Origin of the sequence: Streptomyces sp. CC53 (assembly GCF_001865245.1) — a bacterium.
In the GTDB taxonomy this organism is placed as follows: Bacteria; Actinomycetota; Actinomycetes; order Streptomycetales; family Streptomycetaceae; genus Streptomyces.
On the sequence record NZ_MKXB01000170.1, the window covers coordinates 118,843 to 141,189 of the forward strand.

Here is a 22,347-nt window from a genome sequence, read left to right on the forward strand (position 1 = left end):
AGTCACGTCGGTCACCGGTCGACGCCTCCCATCACGGGGTCGATGGACGCGACGGCGACGATGACGTCGGCGATCATGCCGCCTTCGCACATCGCCGCCATGGTCTGGAGGTTGGTGAAGGACGGGTCGCGGAAGTGGACCCGGTAGGGGCGGGTGCCGCCGTCGGAGACGACGTGGGCGCCGAGCTCTCCCTTGGGCGACTCGACCGCGGCGTACGCCTGTCCGGCGGGGACCCGGAAGCCCTCGGTGACCAGCTTGAAGTGGTGGATCAGGGCCTCCATGGAGGTGCCCATGATCTTCTTGATGTGGTCGAGGGAGTTGCCGAGGCCGTCGGGCCCGAGGGCGAGCTGGGCGGGCCAGGCGATCTTCTTGTCGGCGACCATGACGGGGCCGGGTTCGAGCCGGTCCAGGCACTGCTCGACGATCCGCAGCGACTGGCGCATCTCCTCCAGGCGGATGAGGAAGCGGCCGTAGGAGTCGCAGGTGTCGGCGGTCGGGATGTCGAACTCGTACGTCTCGTAGCCGCAGTACGGGTCGGACTTGCGCAGGTCGTGCGGGAGGCCGGTGGCCCGGAGGATCGGCCCGGTGGCGCCGAGGGCCATGCAGCCGGCCAGGTCGAGGTGGCCGATGTCCTGCATGCGGGCCTTGAAGATGGGGTTGCCGGTGGCGAGCTTGTCGTACTCCGGCAGGTTCTTGCGGAGCGTCTTCACGCACTCGCGGATCTGGTCGACGGCGCCGGGCGGCAGGTCCTGCGCGAGGCCGCCGGGGCGGATGAACGCGTGGTTCATGCGCAGCCCGGTGATCAGCTCGTACAGGTCCAGGATCAGTTCGCGGTCCCGGAAGCCGTAGATCATGATCGTGGTGGCGCCCAGTTCCATGCCGCCGGTGGCGATGGCCACGAGGTGGGAGGAGAGCCGGTTGAGCTCCATGAGCAGGACGCGGATGACGGTGGCCCGGTCGGGCACCTGGTCCTCGATGCCGAGGAGCTTCTCCACGCCGAGGCAGTACGCCGTCTCGTTGAAGAACGACGTCAGGTAGTCCATGCGCGTCACGAACGTGGTGCCCTGGGTCCACGTCCGGTACTCGAGGTTCTTCTCGATGCCGGTGTGGAGGTAGCCGATGCCGCAGCGGGCCTCGGTGACGGTCTCGCCGTCGATCTCCAGGATCAGCCGGAGCACGCCGTGCGTGGAGGGGTGCTGGGGGCCCATGTTGACGACGATCCGCTCGTCGTCGGCCTTGACCGCGGACTCGGCGACCTCGTCCCAGTCGCCGCCGGTGACGGTGTAGACGGTGCCCTCGGTGGTCTCCCGGGCTTCCGCTTCTGGCGCGTGGTAGCTGGTCACGAGTAGGACCTCCGCTGGTCCGGAGCCGGGATCTGGGCGCCCTTGTACTCGACGGGGATGCCGCCGAGGGGGTAGTCCTTGCGCTGCGGGTGGCCCTGCCAGTCGTCCGGCATCATGATCCGGGTCAGGGCCGGGTGGCCGTCGAAGACGATGCCGAAGAAGTCGTACGTCTCGCGCTCGTGCCAGTCGTTGGTCGGGTAGACCGCGACGAGCGACGGGATGTGCGGGTCGCCGTCCGGCGCGCTGACCTCCAGGCGCAGCCGCCGCCCGTGGGTGATCGAGCGCAGGTGGTAGACGGCGTGCAGCTCGCGGCCGGTGTCGCCGGGGTAGTGGACCCCGCTGACGCCGAGGCACAGCTCGAACCGGAGGGCCGGGTCGTCGCGCAGGGTGCGGGCGACGAGGGGCAGGTGCTCGCGGGCGATGTGGAAGGTCAGTTCGCCGCGGTCCACGACGGTCTTCTCGATGGCGTTCTCGGGCAGGAGCCCCTGCTCGTCCAGGGCGCCTTCGAGCTCGTCGGCGACCTCGTCGAAGTACCCGCCGTAGGGGCGGGTGGCCGCGCCGGGCAGGCGGACGGAGCGGACGAGGCCGCCGTATCCGGAGGTGTCGCCGCCCTTGCTCGCCCCGAACATGCCGCGCTGGACGCGGATCTCCTCGCCGTGCTCGCCGCGCTGCCCCGGGAGGTTCTGCGCGGAGAGGTCCTTCTCGGGGTTCGGCTCGTGCGCCTCGGCGGGTTCGCGTGAGCGCTCGGGCCGGGTGGGCTCGGGCGGCCCGGAGTCCGGCCGGGTCGGCTTGGGCTGGTTCGACTCGCGCCGGATCGGCTCGGGCCCGTTCGCCTGGCTGTCGGTCACCGCAGCAGCCCCTTCATCTCGATCGTCGGCAGCGCCTTGAGCGCCGCTTCCTCCGCCTCGCGGGCCGCCTCGCGCGCGTTGACGCCGAGCTTGGACGTCTGGATCTTCTGGTGGAGCTTGAGGATCGCGTCCAGCAGCATCTCGGGGCGCGGCGGGCAGCCGGGCAGATAGATGTCGACGGGGACGACGTGGTCGACGCCCTGCACGATCGCGTAGTTGTTGAACATGCCGCCCGAGGAGGCGCAGACGCCCATGGAGATGACCCACTTCGGGTTGGGCATCTGGTCGTAGACCTGGCGCAGGACGGGCGCCATCTTCTGGCTGACCCGGCCCGCCACGATCATCAGGTCGGCCTGGCGCGGGGAGCCGCGGAAGACCTCCATGCCGAAGCGGGCCATGTCGTAGCGCCCCGCGCCCGTCGTCATCATCTCGATGGCGCAGCACGCGAGGCCGAAGGTCGCGGGGAAGACGGACGCCTTGCGCACCCATCCCGCGGCCTGCTCGACCGTCGTCAGCAGAAATCCGCTCGGCAGCTTCTCTTCGAGTCCCATGAGTGTGCCCTCAGCCCCTCAGTAACTCCTCAGTAACCCCACTGGCCCCGATGCCTGCTCAGTCCCACTCCAGGCCGCCCCGCCGCCACACGTAGGCGTAGGCGACGAAGACGGTGAGGACGAAGAGCAGCATCTCGACGAGGCCGAAGAGCCCCAGCGCGTCGAAGGTGACGGCCCAGGGATAGAGGAAGATGATCTCGATGTCGAAGACGATGAAGAGCATCGCCGTCAGGTAGTACTTGATGGGAAAGCGGCCGCCTCCGGCCGGCGTGGGCGTCGGCTCGATGCCGCACTCGTACGCCTCCAGCTTGGCCCGGTTGTACCTCTTGGGGCCGATGAGCGTGGCCATGACCACGGAGAAGATCGCAAACGCCGCGCCGAGGGCGCCGAGCACGAGGATGGGCGTGTAGATGTTCACGCTCCTCGCTCCTTCCAGTCGTCCTTGACCGTTGGACCGCACCGCGGGCGTGCGTTCCGCCGCCTCGCTTCCGCAGACCCGCCGGCCCCTCTCGGAGCGGGAAGATCGGTTTCATGTGAGGCAGTTCACAAGCCCGTCTGCCACGCATCCTATGCCCGTCGATCTGTGATCTGCGACACGGGGTACGTCAACGTCTTTGTGATCTCTGCCACCTGGCGAACGATCATGAATTCGGATGAACGGTCCTCCTCGCACCAGGCGTGTTCAAGTGGTGACGATACGCGACATCTGCGCCGGTCAGCGCTGGTCAGAGGGGGTGCGCTCTATCAAAGGGTTCCCGTAGCAAGCAAATTCGCTATGGACTCCTGCGGGTGATAGAGGGACTCACCCCACCCGCGCGAGGGCCCTCCGGGTACGGAGGTGGACGCGGACGTCCCACGTGCACGCGTTCACGAGAAGCACATGCCGAACGATGTTGCCGTCCTGTGACCTGCGCCACGTACGACAACCCGTCAGAAATGACGGGCTTGGCCAATCGCAGCAACAAGTGGTAAGCGGGCGGCAATTCGGGCGTTTTACCGAAAGCCCTTGATCATAGGCCCGACACCTCGGGACCGAAATGTCCGTTACGGCGTCAATAAAGGTGCGGAGGAAGCGGATTCAACCCCTCCAAGCACAACTGTGTCGCACACCACGTTTCTTGATGGGAACCGTAACGCCCTGATAGCGGTTGTTCCCATGTCCCACACCGCTCACATACCCAGCCACCGGAAGCCCCGCCGCAGCGCGTCGAAGCTCACGCTGCGCGCCGGAGTTGCCGGTGGCGTCCTCAGCACCATCGCGGTGGCCGCCTCGCCCGCCCAGGCAGAGACGGTGACCGAGACCGTCGAGATGCCCACGCTCGCCGGCGTGGACCTCTCCGAGGCGCTGTCCACCGCGGTCGCCGCCTCCGCCGAGGCGACCCAGCACGACGCCCTCGTCCAGGATCTGCGGGCGCAGGAGGACGCGGCGGCCGAGAAGGCGGCCAAGGACGCCAAGAAGGCCAAGGACGAGGCGGACCGCAAGGCCGAGGCCGAGCGCAAGGCCAAGGAGGCCGAGGAGCGCAAGGCCCGCGAGGCCGAGGAGCGCGCCCGCGCCGAGGCCCAGGAGCGCGCCTCCCGCAGCAGCGAGCGCACCACCCTGTCCGCTCCCGCTTCCGCCTCCACCTCCGCGAGCACGGGCAGCAGCACCGCCTCCGCCCCCGCCAGCGGCTCCGCCGCCGCCATCGTGGCCTTCGCCCGCGCCCAGGTCGGCGACGCGTACGTCATGGGCGCCACCGGCCCCAACGCCTGGGACTGCTCCGGCCTGGTGCAGGCCGCCTACCGGCAGGCCGGCATCGACCTGCCGCGCGTCTCCGGCTCCCAGTCCAGCATGGGCCGCTCCGTGTCCCTGAGCGCCCTGCAGCCCGGCGACATCCTCTACTGGGGCAGCCGCAGCGGCTCGTACCACGTGGCGATCTACGTGGGCGGCGGCAAGTTCGTCGGCGCGCAGAACCCGAGCACGGGCGTCGTCGAGCGCTCCCTCGACTGGGACCGCCCGTCGGGCGCGGTGCGCATCCTCTGACGCACGCGGTGCGCTGACGCGTGGACGACGGCGCCAGGCGGGCCCGGCCCCTGTACAGCCCGGTGAGCGGACGGCCTGCCGGCCTGCCCGGCTCGGGGCCTGCGCTGCGCCGTGACCCGTGCACGGCCGGGGGCCCCGCCGGATGACCGGGCCCGACCGGGCCGGGCCAGGCTGCGGTCACCACGGAAGCACGGCGAAGGGCCGGTGCCTCCCCCTGACGGGGTGAGCACCGGCCCTTCGTCATGGGGTCACGCCTTCGGCGCCACCTTCGACAGCCCGTTGATGATCCGGTCCATCGCGTCGCCGCCCGTCGGGTCGGTGAGGTTCGCCAGCAGCTTCAGCGTGAACCTCATCAGCATCGGGTGGGTCAGCCCGCGCTGGGCGGCGATCTTCATGACCTTCGGGTTGCCGATCAGCTTCACGAACCCGCGGCCGAGCGTGTAGTACCCGCCGTAGGTGTCCTTCAGGATCTTCGGGTAGTTCTGCAGGGCCAGCTCCCGCTGCGCCGGCGTCGTGCGGGCGTGGGCCTGCACGACGACGTCCGCGGCCAGCTGCCCGGACTCCATGGCGTACGCGATGCCCTCGCCGTTGAACGGGTTGACCAGCCCGCCCGCGTCACCGACCAGCAGCAGCCCGCGCGTGTAGTGCGGCTGCCGGTTGAACGCCATCGGCAGCGCGGCGCCCCGGATGGGCTGGGTCATGTTGTCGGGCGTGAAGCCCCAGTCCTCCGGCATGGACGCGCACCACGCCTTCAGCACCTCCCGCCAGTCCAGCTCCCGGAAGGCGGACGAGGAGTTCAGGATGCCCAGGCCCACGTTGGACGTGCCGTCGCCCATGCCGAAGATCCAGCCGTAGCCGGGCAGCAGCCGGTCCTGCGGGCCGCGCCGGTCCCACAGCTCCAGCCAGGACTCCAGGTAGTCGTCCTCGTGCCGCGGGGTCGTGAAGTAGGTGCGGACGGCGACGCCCATAGGCCGGTCGTCGCGCCGGTGCAGCCCCATCGCCAGCGACAGCCGCGTGGAGTTGCCGTCGGCGGCCACGACCAGTGGGGCGTGGAAGGTGACCGGCGTCTTCTCCTCGCCGAGCTTGGCGTGCACGCCGGTGATCCGCCCGGTGCGGTCGTCGACGACCGGCGCGCCGACGTTGCACTGCTCGTACAGCCGGGCGCCCGCCTTCTGTGCCTGCCGGGCCAGCTGCTCGTCGAAGTCGTCGCGCTTGCGGACCAGTCCGTAGTCCGGGTACGAGGCGAGGTCGGGCCAGTCGAGCTGGAGCCGCGCCCCGCCGCCGATGATCCGCAGCCCCTTGTTGCGGAGCCAGCCCGCCTCCTCGGAGATGTCGATGCCCATGGCGACGAGCTGCTTCACCGCGCGGGGCGTGAGGCCGTCGCCGCACACCTTCTCGCGCGGGAACGAGGTCTTCTCCAGCAGGAGCACGTCGAGACCCGACTTGGCGAGGTGGTAGGCGGCGGTCGAACCGGCCGGTCCCGCCCCGACGACGATCACGTCCGCGGTGCGTTCGGAGGGGGTCGAGGGGGTCTCGGTCACGGCGGTCACGGCGGGTCTCCCGAGGCTCGAGTTCGCGTGCAGGGGCACTGGACACCCGGCAGTCTATGGGGGACCCGCCGCCGTCCCGCCCCCTGCCTGTCCCCACCCCGCGGCCTCCTCGGGCGGCGCCCGCCGCGGCGACCGGGTCGCCTGCCGCTGGGCCTCCGCCCGCCGGCCCTCACGCTGCCGGGGTACGGGGGCGCGGGCGCCGGTCGGCTCTCCGCCCCCGGGCGCGCCGCCGGGGCCGGGCAGCCGTGGACCGGCCCTGCCCCCTCCCCGCACCGCCACGGCAGCAACGCCCGTGCCGTCAGGGCGCCTTGACTCCCCGGTGCAGGGCGACGACACCGCCCGTCAGGTTGCGCCAGGCCACCTGGGACCAGCCCGCCTTCTGCAGCATGCCGGCGAGGTCCCGCTGCTCGGGCCAGCTCTGGATGGACTCGGCGAGGTAGACGTACGCGTCGGGGTTCGACGAGACCGCGCGGGCGATCGGCGGCAGGGCCCGCATCAGGTACTCCTCGTACACCGTGCGGAACGGCGCCCACGTGGGGTGCGAGAACTCGCAGATCACGACCCGCCCGCCGGGCTTCGTCACCCGGTACAGCTCGCGCAGGGCGGCGTCCGTGTCCTGCACGTTGCGCAGCCCGAAGGAGATGGTCGTCGCGTCGAACGCGTCGTCGCGGAACGGCAGCCGCGTCGCGTCGCCGGCGGTGAGCGGCAGCCACGGGTGGCGCCGCTTGCCCTCCTTCAGCATGCCGAGGGAGAAGTCGCACGGCACGACGTAGGCGCCGCTCTCCACGAACGCCAGGGACGACGTCCCGGTGCCCGCGGCCAGGTCCAGGACGGTCTGCCCGGGCCGGGCGTCGACGGCCCCGGCCACCTCCTTGCGCCAGCGCCGGTCCTGGAAGAGGGAGAGGACGTCGTTGGTGAGGTCGTAGTGGGCCGCGACGTCGTCGAACATCGAGGCGACTTCGTGCGGCTGCTTGTCCAGCTTTGCTCGGGTCACGCAGCCCATTCAAGCAGGGCCGCGGCAGGGCCCGGACGGCACGCCCCGGGCCCGGGCCCCGCGTCGCACGGCCGGCCCGGAGGCCCCGCCGTGGTCCCGCGCCGCCGCCGCACGAGCACGGACCGCGGCCCTCCGGCCGTGCGGTCCGTCAGGCCCGCCGGTGGACGAGCCGGCCGCCCAGGACGGTCGCCACGCAGGTCGCCGCGCCGCGTTCCAGGAGGGCGGCAGGGTCCGGGACGTCGAAGACCGCGAGGTCGGCGGGGCCGCCCGCCTCCAGCGGCCCGTGCACGGCGCCCGGCAGGCCGCGGCCCTCCACGAGCGGGTCGAGGTTCGGGCCGGACACGAGGATGCCGGGGCCGCCGTGCGCGGACACCACCCGCAGCCCGGACCGGGCCACGGCCGGGCGCACCGGGTCCGGGAAGTCGCCCGCGGCGGCGACGGCGGTGGTGCCGTGCGCCAGCATGCGCTGGATCCCGCGCCGTGCGCTGCCCGCCCAGTCGTACGTCTCGGGCGCGGCCAGCGCGTCGACGGGCACGGGCTCGGTGCCCAGCCGGTCCGCTTCCCTGGGGTCGGGGTGGTAGAGCCGCGTGAGCAGCCAGCGGGTGTGCCACTGCCGCAGCCCGGGCGTCAGCAGCCCCGGCCAGCGCCGCACCCGTGCCTCGGGGCGGGCGGCGGCCAGCTCCTCGTACGGGCCGACGGCGGCGATCCGCCCGCCGTCCACGAGCACGGCGCCCTCCGGCACGAGCTCACCGGCCAGGGGGACGACGAGGGGCGCGGCGTGCAGGGTGAGCATGGCGGTCCCGCCCGTCAGTTGGGGGCGAGCAGCTTCAGTTCGGGGTGGGCGGTGCCGCCCTCGATGGCCGTCGAGGAGATGTGCGAGACCACGCGGTCGTCGACCGGGTCGTTCGCCGGGTCCTCGTGGACGACGAGGTGCTCGTACGTCGTGGACCGCTGCGCGGGCACGCGCCCGGACTTGCGGATGAGGTCGATGATCTCCATCCGGTTGGAGCGGTGCCTGGCGCCCGCGGAGGACACGACGTTCTCCTCCAGCATGATCGAGCCGAGGTCGTCCGCGCCGTAGTGCAGCGACAGCTGGCCGATCTCCTTGCCGGTGGTGAGCCAGGAGCCCTGGATGTGGGCGACGTTGTCGAGGAAGATCCGCGCGACGGCGATCACGCGCAGGTACTCGAAGAGGGTCGCCTGCGTCCGGCCCTTCAGGTGGTTGTTCTCGGGCTGGTACGTGTACGGGATGAAGGCGCGGAAGCCGCCCGTGCGGTCCTGGACGTCGCGGATCATCCGCAGGTGCTCGATGCGCTCGGCGTTGGTCTCGCCCGTGCCCATGAGCATCGTGGAGGTCGACTCCACGCCCAGCCCGTGCGCGATCTCCATGATCTCCAGCCACCGCTCGCCGGACTCCTTCAGCGGGGCGATGGCCTTGCGGGGCCGCTCCGGCAGCAGTTCGGCGCCGGCGCCCGCGAAGGAGTCGAGGCCGGCGGCGTGGATGCGGCGGATGGCCTCCTCCACGCCGACACCGGAGATCCGCGCCATGTGCTCCACCTCGGACGCCCCGAGGGAGTGGATGACGAGCTGCGGGAACTCCTTCTTGATGGCGGAGAAGTGCTCCTCGTAGTACTCGACGCCGAAGTCCGGGTGGTGGCCGCCCTGGAACATGATCTGCGTGCCGCCGAGCTCGACGGTCTCGGCGCAGCGGCGCAGGATGTCGTCGAGGCCGCGGGTCCAGCCCTTGTCGCTCTTCGGCGGGGCGTAGAACGCGCAGAACTTGCAGGCGGTGACGCAGACGTTCGTGTAGTTGATGTTCCGCTCGATGATGTACGTCGCGATGTGCTCCGTACCGGCGTAGCGGCGGCGCCGCACGGCGTCGGCGGCGACCCCGGGGGCGTGCAGGGGCGCGGAGCGGTACAGCTCCAGCGCCTCCTCGGGGGTGATCCGCCCGCCGTCGGCGGCGCGGTCGAGAACGGACTGGAGCTCGGCCTTCTCGGTCACCGGTTGCGTACCTTTCGGCGGGTTGCGGGCGGACTGGTTCAGCCTACGCCAGGGGGTCGCGCGGGCTGCCCGGGGCCTTCGCCCACGGGGGCAGCGGGCCGTCCGGGGCACCAGGGCCCGCGCAGCCGTCCGCCGGAGGGGCGGGGCCCGCGTACTCGTCCGCCGGAGGGGCGCGGTGTTCCCGCGCAGCCGAGTCACCCGAGGCGCCGCGCCCACCGCTCACCACAGGCGCGGGGTGACCGCTCCGCGCAGGGGCGGGGCTCCGGGTGGGCCGGGTCCCTCGCTGACCGCAGCGGCGGGCCGCCCGAAGCGAAGGGCGTCGGCCGGCCGGAGCGGCGGCCGCCCGCGTGCAGGGGGCTCCGCCGCTCACCGCAGGGGCGGTCCGCCCGGAGCGGGGGGGGCGCTGCCCGGTACGTGGTGCCGGCGGGGGCCGTGGCCTCCGGCCCGCTTGGAGGGCGCGGCGCGCTGCGCTCAGCGGAAGCGGTCGAGGGTGGCGGACGGATTGCCCGCGCGCGGCTCGTCCGAGGCGTACTCCAGCCGCTCCCCGTTCAGCGTGAGCTTCACCGTGTGGGTGCCGCTGGTGCACCGGTTGAGGGGTTTGGCGCTGGCCCTGCCCTCGACCAGCAGCGTGTCCTCGGTGGCGCTGGTGAGCGTGATGTCGTCCTCGCAGGTGAAGTTGCCGAACGCGTCGAACTGGTTGACCGTGCCGACGCGTTCGCCGGTGGCGCCTTCGGTGATGACCACGGTGAAGGTGCCCGCGGAGATCTCGGTGCCCGCGAAGGTCAGCTTGAAGGGGCCCTTCCACGTGCCGACGAACGCCTCCGGCACGGAGGTCACGGGCGCGGGCGACCCGGAACCGGAGGGTGAGGGGCCGGTCGGCGCGGTGCCGCCAGCGCCGCCCCCGGGCGCGGAGGCGGAGGCGCTGGGCCCCTGAGAGGCGGCGACGGGTCCGTCTTCGGGCCTGTCGCCGCCCGGGAGCACGTCGAAGAGCACCGCCGCGCCCACGGTGACGGCGGCGAGCGCCCCCGCCACGGCCAGCGCGACGCTGCAGCTCACCTTGCGCCCGCCGCGCGGCCCGGCGGGTTCGGCGCTGGTGGTGACCGACAGGGAGACGGGCGGGGTGCGGGGCGGCGGGGGCACCGCGTCCGCGGTGGGGAGGTGGGCGACGGGCGGCGGCCCGAACGCCCCGGCGGAGTCGGCGGCCGTGGGCGGGGGCGGGGTCGCCGTGCCGGTGAACGACCCCGGCCCCGTACCAGGCAGGGGCTCCGCACTCGCGCCCGCGGCCGGTCCCGCGCCGGAGTCGGCGCCCGCTCCGGGCCCGGCGTGCGGCCCCGCATCCGGCCCCGGCGCGGCGGCGTGCGGCCCCGCCTCCAGGTCCAGCAGCCGTACGGCGGCGCGGCTGACGTCCTCCACGACCGGCGGCGGCAGCCAGCCGCCCGCCATCGACGCGGCCGCGCCGTCCGGTGCCAGGGCACGGGCCAGCTCGTCCGGCGCGGGGCGGGCGGCCGGGTCCTTGGCCAGGCACGCGGCCACCAGCTCCCGCAGCGTGCCCGCCAGCCCGGGCGCCAGCTCGGGTTCCTCGTGCACGACCTTGTACAGCAGCGCCGCCGACGAGTCACCGGAGAAGGGCGGGACTCCGGTCGCGGCGAAGGCGAGCACGGCGCCCAGGGAGAAGACGTCCGTGGCCCCGTCGACGCCCTGGCCGCCCGCCTTGCCGAGGATCTGCTCGGGCGACATGTAGCCGGGCGAGCCGACGGACACGCCCGTGGAGGTCAGGGAGGCGGTGCTGTCGGTGGCGCGGGCGATCCCGAAGTCGATGAGCCGGGGGCCGTCCAGGGCGAGCAGCACGTTGGACGGTTTGACGTCGCGGTGGACGAGCCCGAGGGCGTGGACGGCGGCGAGCGCCTCCGCGAGCCCGGCGCCCAGGGCCCGCACGGACCGCTCGGGCAGCGGCCCGTGCGCGGCGGCGGCCTCGGCGAGCGACGGCCCGGCGACATAGCCGGTGGCGACCCACGGGACGGGCGCCTCCGGGTCGGCGTCCAGGACGGGCGCGGTCCACCGGGCGCCGACGCGCCGGGCGGAGGCGACCTCGCGGCGGAACCGCTCGCGGAACTGCTCGTCCAGCGCGAAGTGCGGGTGGACGACCTTCACGGCCACCGTCCTGCCGCCCTGGGTGCGGGCCAGGTAGACCCGGCCCATGCCGCCCGCACCGAGCCTGCCGAGCAGCCGGTAGGGACCGATGACGTGCGGCTCGTCCGCATCCAACGGCTGCATGTGCCCGTGCTCCCCCGATTCCGTACCCGTACGTCCGCTGCGGCCCGGTGGCCCGCGGCGGTGCCGCGGCGCCCGCGCGGCACCGTGTTCGCCACGGCGTTCGCAGCGGCTCCGCGACAGCAGCGTAGAGCCCGCCGCGGCCGCCCTCCCAGGGATTGCCTGCCGGAACACGGACCGCGCGAGCCAACCGATCCGGGCAATCCCCCCTCTATCTGGCCGTAGTCGACAACGCCCCCGCCCGTCCGCCACCAGAAGCACACGTCCCGGAGACCTTCGATGAAACGTCCGCTGAAGACCCTCGCGGCAGCCGCCTTGCTCGGCACGCTCACCCTGGCCGCGGGCTGCTCCGGCGAGCCCGTGTCGTTCGACACCCCGGCTGCCACGGCCGCCCCGCCGGCCGCCCGGGGGGACGCACACGCGGGGCGCGACGCCGGGAAGAACGGGGACCCGGCCGACGGGGCGGCGGCGAGGACCCTGCTCCCGACCGGCCCGCGCGCCGAGTTCACCGAGGCGAACACCGTCGAGGACGGCACGAAGATCGCCGTCACGACCCTGGAGGGCAGGAAGTCCGGCTTCAGGGGGCAGGTGTGGGTCTGGGCCCCGCCGCAGTATTTCGAACCGCGGTACGCCAAGAGCGGGTTCCCGGTGCTGATCGCCCTGCCGGGCGGCAACGGCTACCCCAAGAATTACTGGATGGGCACCGACCTGAAGCTGCAGAGCAGCATCAGCCGGTGGTCGAAGGAAGGCAGGAGCCTGCCCTTCATCGTCGTGATGCCGGTGCTCAACCCGGACGACACCCACTACTACGACGGCAGCGACATACCGGGCCGCGAGAAGATGGGCACCTGGATGACGGAAGACGTTCCCGATTTCGTCAAGGCGAATTTCCGCACATTCACCTCGCGGGACGGGTGGGCGTTCATGGGCTCCTCCTCGGGCGCCTTCGTCGGCCTGAAGTCGGTCCTCAAGCACCCGGAGAAGTTCAAGGCGGTGATCGCGTCGGGCCCCGACACCGTGCCGGACTCACCGCTCTGGGCGGGCCACGAGGCGGAGAAGCAGGCGAACAACCCGGAGAAGCTGGCCGAGGCCCTGTCGAGACAGCCGAGCGACCCCGCCAAGGACGTCTACATCGCGTTCCAGATCGGCTCGGAGGAGTCCGGCCTGCAGAACCTCCGCTCGTTCATGGGGAAGTACGGCAAGGGCCCGGTCAAGACCCGCCTGGAGGTCATCCAGGACGGCGGCCACAACGCCAGGAGCTATGTGCGGGGCATGGGGGACGGCTCCATCGAGTGGATCAGCAAGCACATGCAGGCGCCCGTCCCCGCCCCGTGAGTCACCCGCGCTGACGCCCCAGCAGTTCGACGCGCACGTCCGCCGGGAACCCGGTCGTGGGTCCGACCCGGCGGGCGAACTCCCGCACGCCGGCGAGCTGTTCGGGGCCGAACCGGAAGTCCAGCGTCGTGAAGTAGCGTTCCAGCAGGTCCGCGTCGAACGTCTCCCACCGCGCGGCCTGCTCGGCGACCTTCCCGACCTCCTCCAGCGACAGGTCCCGGGACGCCAGGAACGCCGTGTGCACCTCCCGTACGACCTCGGGGGCGGCGGCCAGGTAGTCCTTGCGCGCCGCCCACACCGCGAACACGAAGGGCAGCCCGGTCCACTCCTTCCACATCGACCCCAGGTCGTGGACCTGGAGCCCGAGCCGCGGCGCGTCGTGCAGGGAGGCCCGCAGCGCGGCGTCGCCGATCAGCACGGCCGCCTCCGCCTCCTGCATCATCACGCCCAGGTCGGGCGGGCAGGCGTAGTAGTCGGGCGCCACGCCGTACCGCTCGGCGAGCAGCAGCCGCGCGAGCCGCACGGACGTGCGGGACGTGGAGCCGAGCGCGACCCGGGCGCCGTCCAGTTCCTCCAGGGGCCGCTGGGAGACGATCACGCAGGACATGACGGGCCCGTCGCAGCCGACGGCGATGTCCGGGAAGGCCACGAGCTCGTCGGCGTGCCGCAGGTACTCCACGAGGGTGATCGGGCCGATGTCGAGGCCCCCGGCGACGAGCTGCTCGCTGAGCCGCTCCGGGGTGTCCTTGCTGAGCTCCAGGTCGAGCAGGGTCCCGGTGCGGGCGAGCCCCCAGTAGAGCGGCAGGCAGTTCAGGAACTGGATGTGCCCGACACGGGGCCGGGTACGCCGAGAGGTGTCCACTGTGTCCACATGGTGAGGCTAGACCCCGCCTGACCACCCCCGTCCCACCGGGTGGCCGCCCTCACCAGCGGGCACGCGCCGCGCGGGAACCGCCCCGAGTTCCTTCCGACCCGGAAGCCTGCCCGGCCCGAGACCCGTCACCCACCGCCCGGCACCTGGCACCGCCCGCCCGGCACCCGTCCGCCCGGCACCCGTCCCGGAGTCGCCGCCCCCTCCCTCTCCTGCGGCCGCCGCCCCCTCCCTCTTGCCCCCTTCGCCTCCCGTCTGCGCCACCCCTACCGCCGCCCCGGGACCCACCCGGCGGGCCGGCCACGCCCGCGCCCACATCCCGCCGACACGCGGAACGCCCCGCGACCGGCGCAGCAGCAGACGCTTCTCTCCCCTGCCCGCCCGGCGCCCCCGCCAGGCCCTTGCGCCCTGCCCTCCCCGCCGGTCCCTTCCGTCCGGCCCTCCCCGCCGCACCCTTCTGCCGGACCTTCCCGTCCAACACGCCCCAGGCTTTCCGTCCGGCTCTCCCCCGGCCTTCTCCATCGGGCCTCCTCGATCGAGCCTTCTCCGTCCGGCCTTCCCACCGGGCCACGCCCCGGGAAGCGAGGGCCCAGCCCCGTCTACCCCCATCCGGCCGTACCGCCCGGTGAAGCCCGCCTCATGCGCCGCCGTCCCGGAACCCTGCCACCGCCCTCCCGGACCCCGACAGGGACGGCACCGAACCCGACAGAAGGGCGGGAAATCCCAGCCGGTACCCTGCGAAACCACGGGATTCCGGCCCCGCCGATACGCCGATGCCCTGCCGCCCGCCTCCTCCACCTTGCCCGTCGGCCGGGGACCGGGCGCCGTACCGGCGACCCGAAAACCGCCCTTGGCCCGACCTGCCCCCGTTCAAACATCCGGGTGACATCTGGAAGGGGTGATCTTTCCCTCTACCGCTGCTCGGACCGTGCGTGCTAGGCTCAACGCAAGTTGCAGTTTGGTTTCCCTTGCAGTACAGAGCCTGCGGAGCATGTGACCGCGGGCTCTCGTAGTTTTCAGACTTGTTTGCAGGTTCTGGAGCAGGGCGACCCTTTGGCCCAAGGAGGGCTTTATGGCTACCGGAACCGTCAAGTGGTTCAACGCTGAAAAGGGCTTCGGCTTCATCGCCCAGGACGGCGGCGGCCCGGATGTCTTCGTCCACTACTCCGCGATCAACGCGAACGGTTTCCGTTCGCTTGAGGAGAACCAGGTCGTGACCTTCGACGTGACGCAGGGCCCGAAGGGCCCGCAGGCGGAGAACGTCACGGTCTCCTGACTTAGCAGTACCCCAAGGGGCCCTGTTCCAGCGTTTCTGCTGCGAACGGGGCCCCTGCCCTTTTTCCCGAAGGCAAATCCCGGGCGGGAGCTTGCGGACCGGCCGGACCGCGGCCCGCCGGCAAGCCCCCTCGGCTCCGGAAGGCGCCCGTCCGGGCCCGGACGCACGGCCGCCGCCGCGGACGTGGCGGCGGTCGCACGCGTACGGGCCCCGTCCGTACGAGCCCCATCCGTACGGGCCCCATCCGTACGGGCCCCGTCAGCCGATCTCCCGGACCAGCCGGGACAACACCGGCACGGGCACGGAGTGCCGCTCGGCGGCCCGCAGCAGCGCCCCGCCGACGGCGTCCACCTCCAGGAGCCGCCCCGCCTCGGCGTCCCGCTGCATGGACGACTTCGTGGCCGCGGGGAACGCGTCGTACCGCGCCATGACCGCTTCGGGGTCGAGGGAGACGCCGGCGGCCCGGGCCACGGCGACGGCTTCGCCCACGGCGGCGACCAGCTCGTCACGCCGCTCCACGCGCACCTCGCCGACGGGCAGGCCGTACCGCGTGGTGAGCAGCGCGAACGGCGCGAGCAGCGCCAGCTTCCCCCACAGGGCCGCCGCCACGTCCTGCCCCACGCTCACGCCGACGCCGACGCCGCGCAGCACCCCGGCCAGTGCCTCCAGCCGTGCCCGCAGCGCCTCGGGTCCCGCCAGTTCCACCTCCGTGAACGGTGTGCCGTGCTCGATCACCCCGGGCGCGACCCGCGTGGCCTCCACCCGGATCACCCCGGCCGCGACCCTTCCGGTCCCGTACCGCTCGCGGAGCAGCTCCAGGTGCTCGATCCCGTTCAGCAGGGGCACGACCAGGGTGTCGTCGCGCAGCACGTCGGCGGGCACCCGCTCCAGCGCTTCCCGCAGGGCGGTCTCCTTCACAGCGACCAGCACCAGGTCAGGGGCGTCCGCGAGCCGCGTGGCGGCCTCGACGGCCACGTGGAAGTCCCCGTGCTGCCCGCTGCGGACCCGTATCCCCCCGTCGCGCAGCGCACCCGCGGTCTCCTCCCCCGCCAGGCAGACCACCCGGTGCCCGCCCCGTGCGAGCAGGCCGGCGAGCAGCCCGCCCACCCCTCCGGGTCCCAGCACGGCCACGGTCAGACGTCCGTTCACGCTCACGCGGTTCCTCCCCTGTCGTGTCGGCTGACGTGTGATCAACGTGGCGCGCGGGCGTGAAGTGCCCGTCCTCCCGGGAGGGCGTGCCGCCTCGTACGCTGGAGCCATGACCGAGCGGAAACCTCCCGGTGTCACCTTCGAGTCATGGGTCGACAGGCAGATCCGCGAGGCCGCCGAGCGCGGCGCCTTCCAGGACCTCGCGGGCCTGGGAAAACCGCTGCCCGACGACTCGGCGCCGTACGACGAACTGTGGTGGATCAAGGGCAAGATGCGACGCGAGGGCCTGTCCGCCCTGCCGCCCGCGCTGGCCCTGCGCAAGGAGGCCGAGGAGGCCCTGGAGCAGATCGCCCGGGCGTCCTCGGAGGCGGAGGTGCGCCGCCTCGCGACGGACCTCAACGAGAAGATCGCCGCCGCGGTCCGCCGCCCGCCGCCGGGCCCTGCCCTGAACCTGAAGCCCCTCGATGTGGAAGACCTGGTCCGCGACTGGCGTACGCACACCGGCGACGGGGGCCGGGACCGGCCCGCGTAGCGGAACGGGACGGGCGGGCACCCCCCGCAGGGGCCTCGGCGTCGCTGCTCCTGGGGCGGGACGGGACCTGCTGCGACGACGGCCGAGGCGCCTGCGGGGTCAGGACGGCGTCGGGAGGCAGTCCCGGCAGCGGCCGGGCTGCGGGGCCCGGAAGGCGCGGTCGCAGCCCTCGCACGTGTGGAGGGGGTGCGGCCGGTCGGGAGCGGGCCGGTTTGGCAGGGGCGGCGGGATGAGTGCGGTGAGCCGGTGCGCCAGGAACCCTGCGGGGTACGCCATCTTCTCGGGCAGCCCGTGCGTGAGCCCCTGGCGTACGGCGGCGGGGGCGGCGTCCCGCTCCAGCCAGGCGGCGACGGCGGGGGCGAGGCGCAGCACGTCCGCCTCGGCGAGCAGCAGTCGCGGGTCGTGGCAGCGAAGGCCGGTCAGCAGCTCGGCGGCCACCCGCAGCCGCTCGGGATCGGCGTCGCGCGGCACGGGCAGCGGCGCTTTGCGCCTGGCGGCGGGCGCGGTGTGCCGGGCGGTGACCGTGCCTGCCTCCGCAGCGGCGGCGGGCACGGCGGTCCGAGCAGGCGCGGGCGCTTCCCGAACCGTGAGGGACGGGGCTGCCTTGGCCTCGGGGGCGGGGGTTGTCGTGACCCCGTAGGCGGGGGCTGCCTGGGCGGCGGGAGCCGGCCGCGCGGCGGGGCCGGGGACTTCCCCGCCAGCGGCGGGTACGGACTGCACGGCGGGCCCGCGAACGGGGGCACCGTGCCCAGTGGCGGCGGGCACCGGCTCCCCAACGGGCTTGGGCAAGGCCACCGTCGCGCACGCTTGCGGGGTGTCCCGGACGGCAGGCCCAGCGGACGCAGCAGGAGTCACGGGCCAGGCAGAAACCACAGGCTGGTCAGCAACCACCGGTTGTGTAGGCGGCACCAGCCCCGCAGGGGGCACGGGCCCCGCAGGAGGCACGGGCCCCGCAGGAGGCACCGGCTGAGCGGGGACCACCGGCCCCGCAAGATCCACCGGCTGAGCAGAAGCCACCGGCCGAACGGAGGCAGGGGCCGAGGCGGAGGCAGGGGCGGAGGCAGAAGCAGCGGCGGGGGCAGGGGCGGAGGTGGGGGCGGAGGCGTGAGCAGCAGCCCAGTGAGCGTCGACGGACCCCCCGTCCACGTCGAGCGCAGCCGAGCGCACGGCCGCGGGACCCGTGTCGGGAACGGCGCCCAGGCCCACGCCGGGCACAGCGCCCGGTGCCCGCCCGCCGGGGCCGGCGCCCGCCCCCGCCCCGCGCGCCGGGCCGGGTGCAGCCGTGCCGGCGGTGGCCTTCAGGTGGTCCCCGCCGCAGCTCTTGGGCTGGTTGTAGAAGACGGTCCGCGTGACGAGCTTGCCGTTGGGGAGCCGCGTGCGCTCCCGCGTCAGGTATCCGGCGGCCTCCAGCTCCCGCAGCCCGGCGGCGATCCGCTCCTCGCTCTCCGGGAAGCGGGCGGCGAGGAACCGGATGCTGATCCGGGCGCCGTCCGGCAGGGACTGGATGTGCAGGGCGAGTCCGATGGCGAGGAGGCTGAGCCGCCGGTGCTGGGCGAGGTGGTTGCCCACCACGGTGAAGTGGTGCGTGTGCCGGGCGTTGACGTGAAGGACGCCTGATCGTGGGGCGGTCGGGTGAAGCGGGTCCTCTGCGGGGGGCACCGCGCTAAGCTGCTGGGTATCCATTTGGGAACGTCCATTCCTGAGTGGTCAGGCCCCCTCCAAGGATCGGTAGTCCTGGCTGGGGGCCGCCGCATGTCTGCGGTGGTTGGCTTCGCTCTCGGTGCGAGCATATGCCGCCCAACCATCCGAACCCTGACCTCAGTTGGACAATCCACTCGTGTGAGTGACGGGTAGGTAGGGGTGGGTGGGGAAGGTGCCTTACCTCCTTCGTTCTTTCCCTGGAAGATGTCCCGGGCGACCGGGACGCGGCCCACCGCGACCCGGTCCGACCAGGGCGGATTCGCCCGGGTCCCGGCCTTGCACCCGTGGCCCTCCTGCCCGGTAGGTCCCACCCGGGCAACACCGGCCAGGCCCCCGACCGCCGCGCGGGCGACGTCAACCAGCCGCGGTCACGGCCTCCGCAGCGTCGACCGGCTCACGCGCGAAGAACCCCTCCGCCTCGGCCAGGGCGCCCTCGTCGGCGAGGACCTGCCCGGGAGCACTCCCGTTGCCGAGCAGCAGCCCACCCCAACGCATCTCCATGTAGGAGGCGGTGTACCGCAGCGCCACGTCCAGCGGGTCCGCCACCGCCCGGTCCTCCTCGGCCAGCACGCTGACCCCCCACAGCGTCTTGCCGGCCATGCGCTCCTTGAAGTCGAGCCCCGGCACCCGCATCCACCCCGTCCAGTGGTCGAGGTAGTGCTTCACCGGCGTGGAGAAGCTGTACCAGTACAGCGGTGAGGCGATCACGACGTCCGTCGCGCCCAGGGTGGCGTCCATCAGCCACTTGGCGTCCCCGTCGGGGGCCGGGTGCGTCCCGTCCCCGGTGTGCCGCAGGTCCACGTACTCCGGGAGCGCCAGCTGCCGCAGGTCCGCCCACTCCTGCCGCACACCCGCGGGCAGCCGCTCGGCCGCTCGCCGGGTGAGCTGCTCGGTGTTGCCGTCCGGGCGTGAGCTCCCCAGTACGAAAAGAAACGTCCGCTCTGTCTCTGCAGCCATCGCCGCGACTCCCCACTGGTCATGAGCTGGAACAAGATCAGTCGTACGAGGGCGACAACTCCCCCGGCCCGCCCCGCATTCCGTACACCGATCCGGCCATGCCTACGCTCACCACATGCACGACACCGGCCCGCGCCCACCACTGACCCTCCGGGAACTGGAGACGGCGGAAGCCGCGCTCGGGGTGGTCTTCCCGGCCGCGTACCGCCACCACCTCCTCCACGTCAGCGCCGGAGGCCGCCGACCGCACGCGGGCGGGATGCTCAAGCCCCTGCGTCTCGGCCCGAACGGCTGGGGCTGGGAGGACGATCCGTACACCGTCCTGCCCCTCCTGCCCGCCCCGTTCCCGCACCCGGACACGTACCGGGAGGACGACGAGGCGCTCGCCGACGGGGAACCGCGGGAGGAGGACTTCGCGGCCCGGGCGGAGTTCTCGGCGGCCTGGCAGGCGTGGGACGAGGCGTGCGAGGAGCTGGAGGACCGCAAGACGGCGGGTGCGGTGCACCTGGTGGAGCACGGCCACGGCTTCCGCACGCTGTACGTGGTCTCGGGCCGGTACCGGGACACGATGTGGTTCGACCAGCGGGCCACGAGCGACCGCATCATCCCCCTGCGGGGCCCGGACGGCCGCATCCCCACCTTCGCCGAGTGGTACGCGTGGCCGGAGGGCCGGGACGGCTGATAGCGCCCGTACCCCCGCCGCGAGACCGCGACCGCCGCCCGCTGCCCCGGCCTATCCGCCGCCACAGCCGCCCATACCCGGACCGGCACCGGCGGCTCCCGGCCGTTGTCAGTGGCAGCCGTTAGCGTCGACGGCATGGAACTGCGCATCGAGCAGCACGCGTTGACCGAGGCCGTGACATGGGCGGCCAGGGTCCTGCCCACCCGGTCGCCAGTGCCCCTCCTCGGCGGCCTGCTGCTGGAGGCGGAGGACGGCCGCCTCCGCGTCTCGGGCCTCGACCACGAAGCGTCGGCCGGAGTCGAGACCGAGGCGGAGACCATACGGCCGGGCCGGGCCCTGGTCATGGGCCGCAGACTCCTGGACGTGTGCCGGGTGCTGCCGGAAGGCATGGTCACCTGCGCGGTGGACAGCCCGTCGCGGCTGACGCTCGGCGCCGGGGGCGCCCGCTTCGGCCTGTCCCTCCTCCCCTTGCAGGACTACCCGGCGCCCCCAGCCGTACCGCAGGTGCGCGGAGAGGTGGACGCGCCGTCGTTCGCGGCGGCGGTGGCACAGGTGGCGGCCGCTGCGGGCCGGGACGAGACGCTCCCCGCGCTGACGGGCCTCCGCCTGGCGCTCACCTCTGAAACGCTCACCCTGACGGCGACGGACCGCTACCGCTACGCCCTCCGCACGATCCCGTGGAAGCCGACGGAACCGGACACGGCACCTGCGGGGCTCCCCTCAGCGGCCCCGGAGACCGAAGCGCGCGAGACAGACGCCCCCGAGACTGGGGCCTCCGCGATGGAGACCCCTACGGCGGTAGGCGTTGCGGCTGCGGCTGCGGCTCCCGCGGTGGAGGCCCACTTGCTGGAAGCCCTGGTCCCCGCCCGCCGCCTGGCGGAACTGACCCGCGCCCTCGCGACCGAACCGGGCACCCTGACCGTGGCCCTCGACGACGGCACCTTGGCCCTGGCGACCTCCACGCGCCGCGCGACGACCCGCCTCCTGGAGGGCAGACTGCCCCGCCACGACAAGCTCTTCGCCCTGGGCGGCACCCCGGCGACGGCCACGCTCGACCGCGCGCCCCTGACGGAGGCGGTGAAGCGCGTGGCGGTGGTGGCGGAACGGGACAACCCGATCCACCTGACGTTCACCGGCGACACGGTCCACCTCCAGGCCGGCCACGAGGACGACGTGGCCTCCCAGCACGTCCCTGCCCACCTGGCGGGCGAAGCCCCACTGACGGTCGCCTTCAACCCGGCGTACCTCCTGGAAGCCCTCACCACCTTCGAGGCCCCCACCCTCCACCTCCACCTCCAGGGCACCGGCCAACGCGCCCTCCTCACCGCAGGCCCCACCCACCAGCACCTCCTCATGTCGATGCGGACGCCGGGGGTGTGACGCAGGGCAGCCCAGGCGCCGAGGGGACGCCCGCCCCGCAGGGCTTCAAAAGGGCACGCGGCCGGGGCGACGATCCCTCAATGAAGTGGCACGAGCGCGTCCTCACCGCAGAACACCGCCAGGACTGGGAGGAGGCCATCGCGTTGGTACAACCCCACGCCGAGTGCTACTCCATTGATCACCACAGGCATGACAACCATCTCTGGCACATGGACCTGCTCGCCCGCGCCGGACGGTTCGCGGAACTGGCAGAGCGCGCTCTCGCGGATGTCCACGCACGCCGTCGACTGAACAGAGCGCTCAGGGAACGCGGCATGGACTCGGAGCTGCGCAGCCGGGCGACCGACGGAGACCGGGACGCCCTCTACGCCCTCCTCCGGTTGCTGTGCGAGACCAATCGGCGCCAGGAGGCCGAGCGAGTGGTACAGGCGCTCGCCCCGGGCGATGATCACGCCCATCAGATCGTGGACTGCCCTACGCCGCCCTCCCCCTCGAACGGCGCCCGGTAGCACCCACCCGGCACCGGCTCGCTACTCCAGCAGCTCGGCCGACTCCTCCGTTACCTGCTGCACCGGCTGGGCTGGTCACCGCAGGTCCCCGCGCACCGGGCGGTCGAGCGCGACGAGCAGGCCGTGACACGGTGGCGGTCGGAGCAGTGGTCACGGGTAAGAGGACGGTCCAGCTCCTGGGCGCGTGGATAGTCTTCGAGGACGAGGCCGGGCAGGACCTGAAACCCGGCGAAGGCCGCACCTGGTCACGGCGCGGGCGGACGCCGCTGGTCAGAGTCACGGGCAAGGGCTCGGGTCGGGTCCTGATGGCCGGGATGATCCGCGTCAGGCCGGGTCGTGAGACCCGTCTGATCTACCGGACGCAGACATACCGG

The 22,347-nt window shown here is 73.0% G+C and carries 21 protein-coding genes and 1 pseudogene; 9 read left to right on the forward strand and 13 right to left on the reverse strand.

Annotated elements, in window-relative coordinates:
• Nucleotides 1-11: 11 nt before the first annotated feature.
• The 4 genes from BJP40_RS21270 to BJP40_RS21285 are packed head-to-tail and all read right to left on the reverse strand — an operon-like array spanning nt 12 to nt 3,160.
• Nucleotides 12-1,343: an NADH-quinone oxidoreductase subunit D gene (locus tag BJP40_RS21270; RefSeq protein WP_071264778.1), complete on the reverse strand. Its 1,332-nt coding sequence runs from the start codon at nt 1,341-1,343 to the stop codon at nt 12-14.
• Entirely contained in the window at nt 1,340-2,191 is an 852-nt protein-coding gene (locus BJP40_RS21275; protein WP_226962506.1) for an NADH-quinone oxidoreductase subunit C, read from the reverse strand. Before BJP40_RS21275 ends, BJP40_RS21270 begins: the two co-directional genes overlap by 4 nt.
• On the reverse strand, nt 2,188-2,742 hold the full coding sequence (locus BJP40_RS21280; protein WP_071264776.1) for an NADH-quinone oxidoreductase subunit B family protein: 555 nt from the start codon (nt 2,740-2,742) through the stop codon (nt 2,188-2,190). The genes BJP40_RS21275 and BJP40_RS21280 overlap by 4 nt, the downstream gene beginning before the upstream one ends.
• Nucleotides 2,743-2,800: 58 nt before the next feature.
• The gene (locus BJP40_RS21285; protein ID WP_071264774.1) at nt 2,801-3,160 is read right to left on the reverse strand and encodes an NADH-quinone oxidoreductase subunit A; all 360 of its coding nucleotides are present in this window, start codon (nt 3,158-3,160) and stop codon (nt 2,801-2,803) included.
• Between the two features lie 738 nt (nt 3,161-3,898).
• Between BJP40_RS21285 and BJP40_RS21290 the strand changes: the two genes are divergently transcribed.
• Nucleotides 3,899-4,762, forward strand: a complete 864-nt coding sequence (locus BJP40_RS21290; RefSeq protein ID WP_071281695.1) for a C40 family peptidase — start codon at nt 3,899-3,901, stop codon at nt 4,760-4,762.
• A 248-nt stretch (nt 4,763-5,010) separates the two neighbouring features.
• On the opposite strand, the gene BJP40_RS21295 is transcribed toward BJP40_RS21290, so the two are convergent.
• From BJP40_RS21295 to BJP40_RS21315, 5 genes are all read right to left on the reverse strand, one after another.
• Entirely contained in the window at nt 5,011-6,303 is a 1,293-nt protein-coding gene (locus BJP40_RS21295) for a geranylgeranyl reductase family protein (protein ID WP_175499798.1), read from the reverse strand.
• Nucleotides 6,304-6,610: 307 nt separating this feature from the next.
• Complete coding sequence (locus BJP40_RS21300) at nt 6,611-7,306, reverse strand: demethylmenaquinone methyltransferase (protein WP_071281696.1); 696 nt, start codon at nt 7,304-7,306, stop codon at nt 6,611-6,613.
• A gap of 148 nt (nt 7,307-7,454) precedes the next feature.
• Complete coding sequence (locus tag BJP40_RS21305; RefSeq protein ID WP_071281697.1) at nt 7,455-8,099, reverse strand: hypothetical protein; 645 nt, start codon at nt 8,097-8,099, stop codon at nt 7,455-7,457.
• A gap of 14 nt (nt 8,100-8,113) precedes the next feature.
• A complete protein-coding gene (mqnC, locus tag BJP40_RS21310) occupies nt 8,114-9,310 on the reverse strand; it encodes a cyclic dehypoxanthinyl futalosine synthase (protein ID WP_071281698.1) in 1,197 nt (398 codons plus the stop codon).
• A gap of 471 nt (nt 9,311-9,781) precedes the next feature.
• Entirely contained in the window at nt 9,782-11,584 is a 1,803-nt protein-coding gene (locus tag BJP40_RS21315) for a serine/threonine-protein kinase (RefSeq protein WP_071281699.1), read from the reverse strand.
• A gap of 276 nt (nt 11,585-11,860) precedes the next feature.
• Between BJP40_RS21315 and BJP40_RS21320 the strand changes: the two genes are divergently transcribed.
• A complete protein-coding gene (locus BJP40_RS21320) occupies nt 11,861-12,916 on the forward strand; it encodes an esterase family protein (protein ID WP_071281700.1) in 1,056 nt (351 codons plus the stop codon).
• A gap of 1 nt (nt 12,917) precedes the next feature.
• On the opposite strand, the gene BJP40_RS21325 is transcribed toward BJP40_RS21320, so the two are convergent.
• Nucleotides 12,918-13,778, reverse strand: a complete 861-nt coding sequence (locus BJP40_RS21325) for a menaquinone biosynthetic enzyme MqnA/MqnD family protein (RefSeq protein WP_175500006.1) — start codon at nt 13,776-13,778, stop codon at nt 12,918-12,920.
• Nucleotides 13,779-14,859: 1,081 nt separating this feature from the next.
• On the opposite strand from BJP40_RS21325, the gene BJP40_RS21330 reads away from it, so the two are divergent.
• Nucleotides 14,860-15,063, forward strand: coding sequence for a cold-shock protein (locus tag BJP40_RS21330; RefSeq protein WP_071273049.1), 204 nt, complete (start codon nt 14,860-14,862; stop codon nt 15,061-15,063).
• A 258-nt stretch (nt 15,064-15,321) separates the two neighbouring features.
• On the opposite strand, the gene BJP40_RS21335 is transcribed toward BJP40_RS21330, so the two are convergent.
• Nucleotides 15,322-16,212 carry a ketopantoate reductase family protein gene (locus tag BJP40_RS21335; RefSeq protein WP_226962507.1) on the reverse strand — a complete coding sequence of 297 codons (891 nt, stop codon included), beginning with the start codon at nt 16,210-16,212 and terminating at the stop codon, nt 15,322-15,324.
• A 109-nt stretch (nt 16,213-16,321) separates the two neighbouring features.
• On the opposite strand from BJP40_RS21335, the gene BJP40_RS21340 reads away from it, so the two are divergent.
• Nucleotides 16,322-16,744, forward strand: coding sequence for a DUF1992 domain-containing protein (locus tag BJP40_RS21340; protein WP_071281702.1), 423 nt, complete (start codon nt 16,322-16,324; stop codon nt 16,742-16,744).
• A 99-nt stretch (nt 16,745-16,843) separates the two neighbouring features.
• On the opposite strand, the gene BJP40_RS36375 is transcribed toward BJP40_RS21340, so the two are convergent.
• Together BJP40_RS36375 and BJP40_RS21355 are read right to left on the reverse strand one after the other, a co-directional pair.
• A complete protein-coding gene (locus tag BJP40_RS36375) occupies nt 16,844-18,403 on the reverse strand; it encodes a hypothetical protein (protein ID WP_371258673.1) in 1,560 nt (519 codons plus the stop codon).
• A gap of 396 nt (nt 18,404-18,799) precedes the next feature.
• The gene (locus BJP40_RS21355; RefSeq protein ID WP_071281705.1) at nt 18,800-19,402 is read right to left on the reverse strand and encodes a flavodoxin family protein; all 603 of its coding nucleotides are present in this window, start codon (nt 19,400-19,402) and stop codon (nt 18,800-18,802) included.
• A gap of 115 nt (nt 19,403-19,517) precedes the next feature.
• On the opposite strand from BJP40_RS21355, the gene BJP40_RS21360 reads away from it, so the two are divergent.
• The 5 genes and pseudogenes from BJP40_RS21360 to BJP40_RS34970 form a co-directional block, all read left to right on the forward strand.
• Nucleotides 19,518-20,084 (forward strand): SMI1/KNR4 family protein, encoded by a 567-nt coding sequence (locus BJP40_RS21360; protein WP_071281706.1) that lies wholly within the window; start codon nt 19,518-19,520, stop codon nt 20,082-20,084.
• A 135-nt stretch (nt 20,085-20,219) separates the two neighbouring features.
• On the forward strand, nt 20,220-21,464 hold the full coding sequence (locus BJP40_RS21365) for a DNA polymerase III subunit beta (RefSeq protein WP_071281707.1): 1,245 nt from the start codon (nt 20,220-20,222) through the stop codon (nt 21,462-21,464).
• A gap of 80 nt (nt 21,465-21,544) precedes the next feature.
• Nucleotides 21,545-21,973: a hypothetical protein gene (locus BJP40_RS32060; RefSeq protein ID WP_079169388.1), complete on the forward strand. Its 429-nt coding sequence runs from the start codon at nt 21,545-21,547 to the stop codon at nt 21,971-21,973.
• Between the two features lie 57 nt (nt 21,974-22,030).
• A complete protein-coding gene (locus tag BJP40_RS32065; RefSeq protein ID WP_226962890.1) occupies nt 22,031-22,165 on the forward strand; it encodes a winged helix-turn-helix domain-containing protein in 135 nt (44 codons plus the stop codon).
• A pseudogene (locus BJP40_RS34970) lies at nt 22,105-22,347 on the forward strand (IS630 family transposase); the annotation flags it as partial. The gene BJP40_RS32065 and the pseudogene BJP40_RS34970, both read left to right, overlap by 61 nt.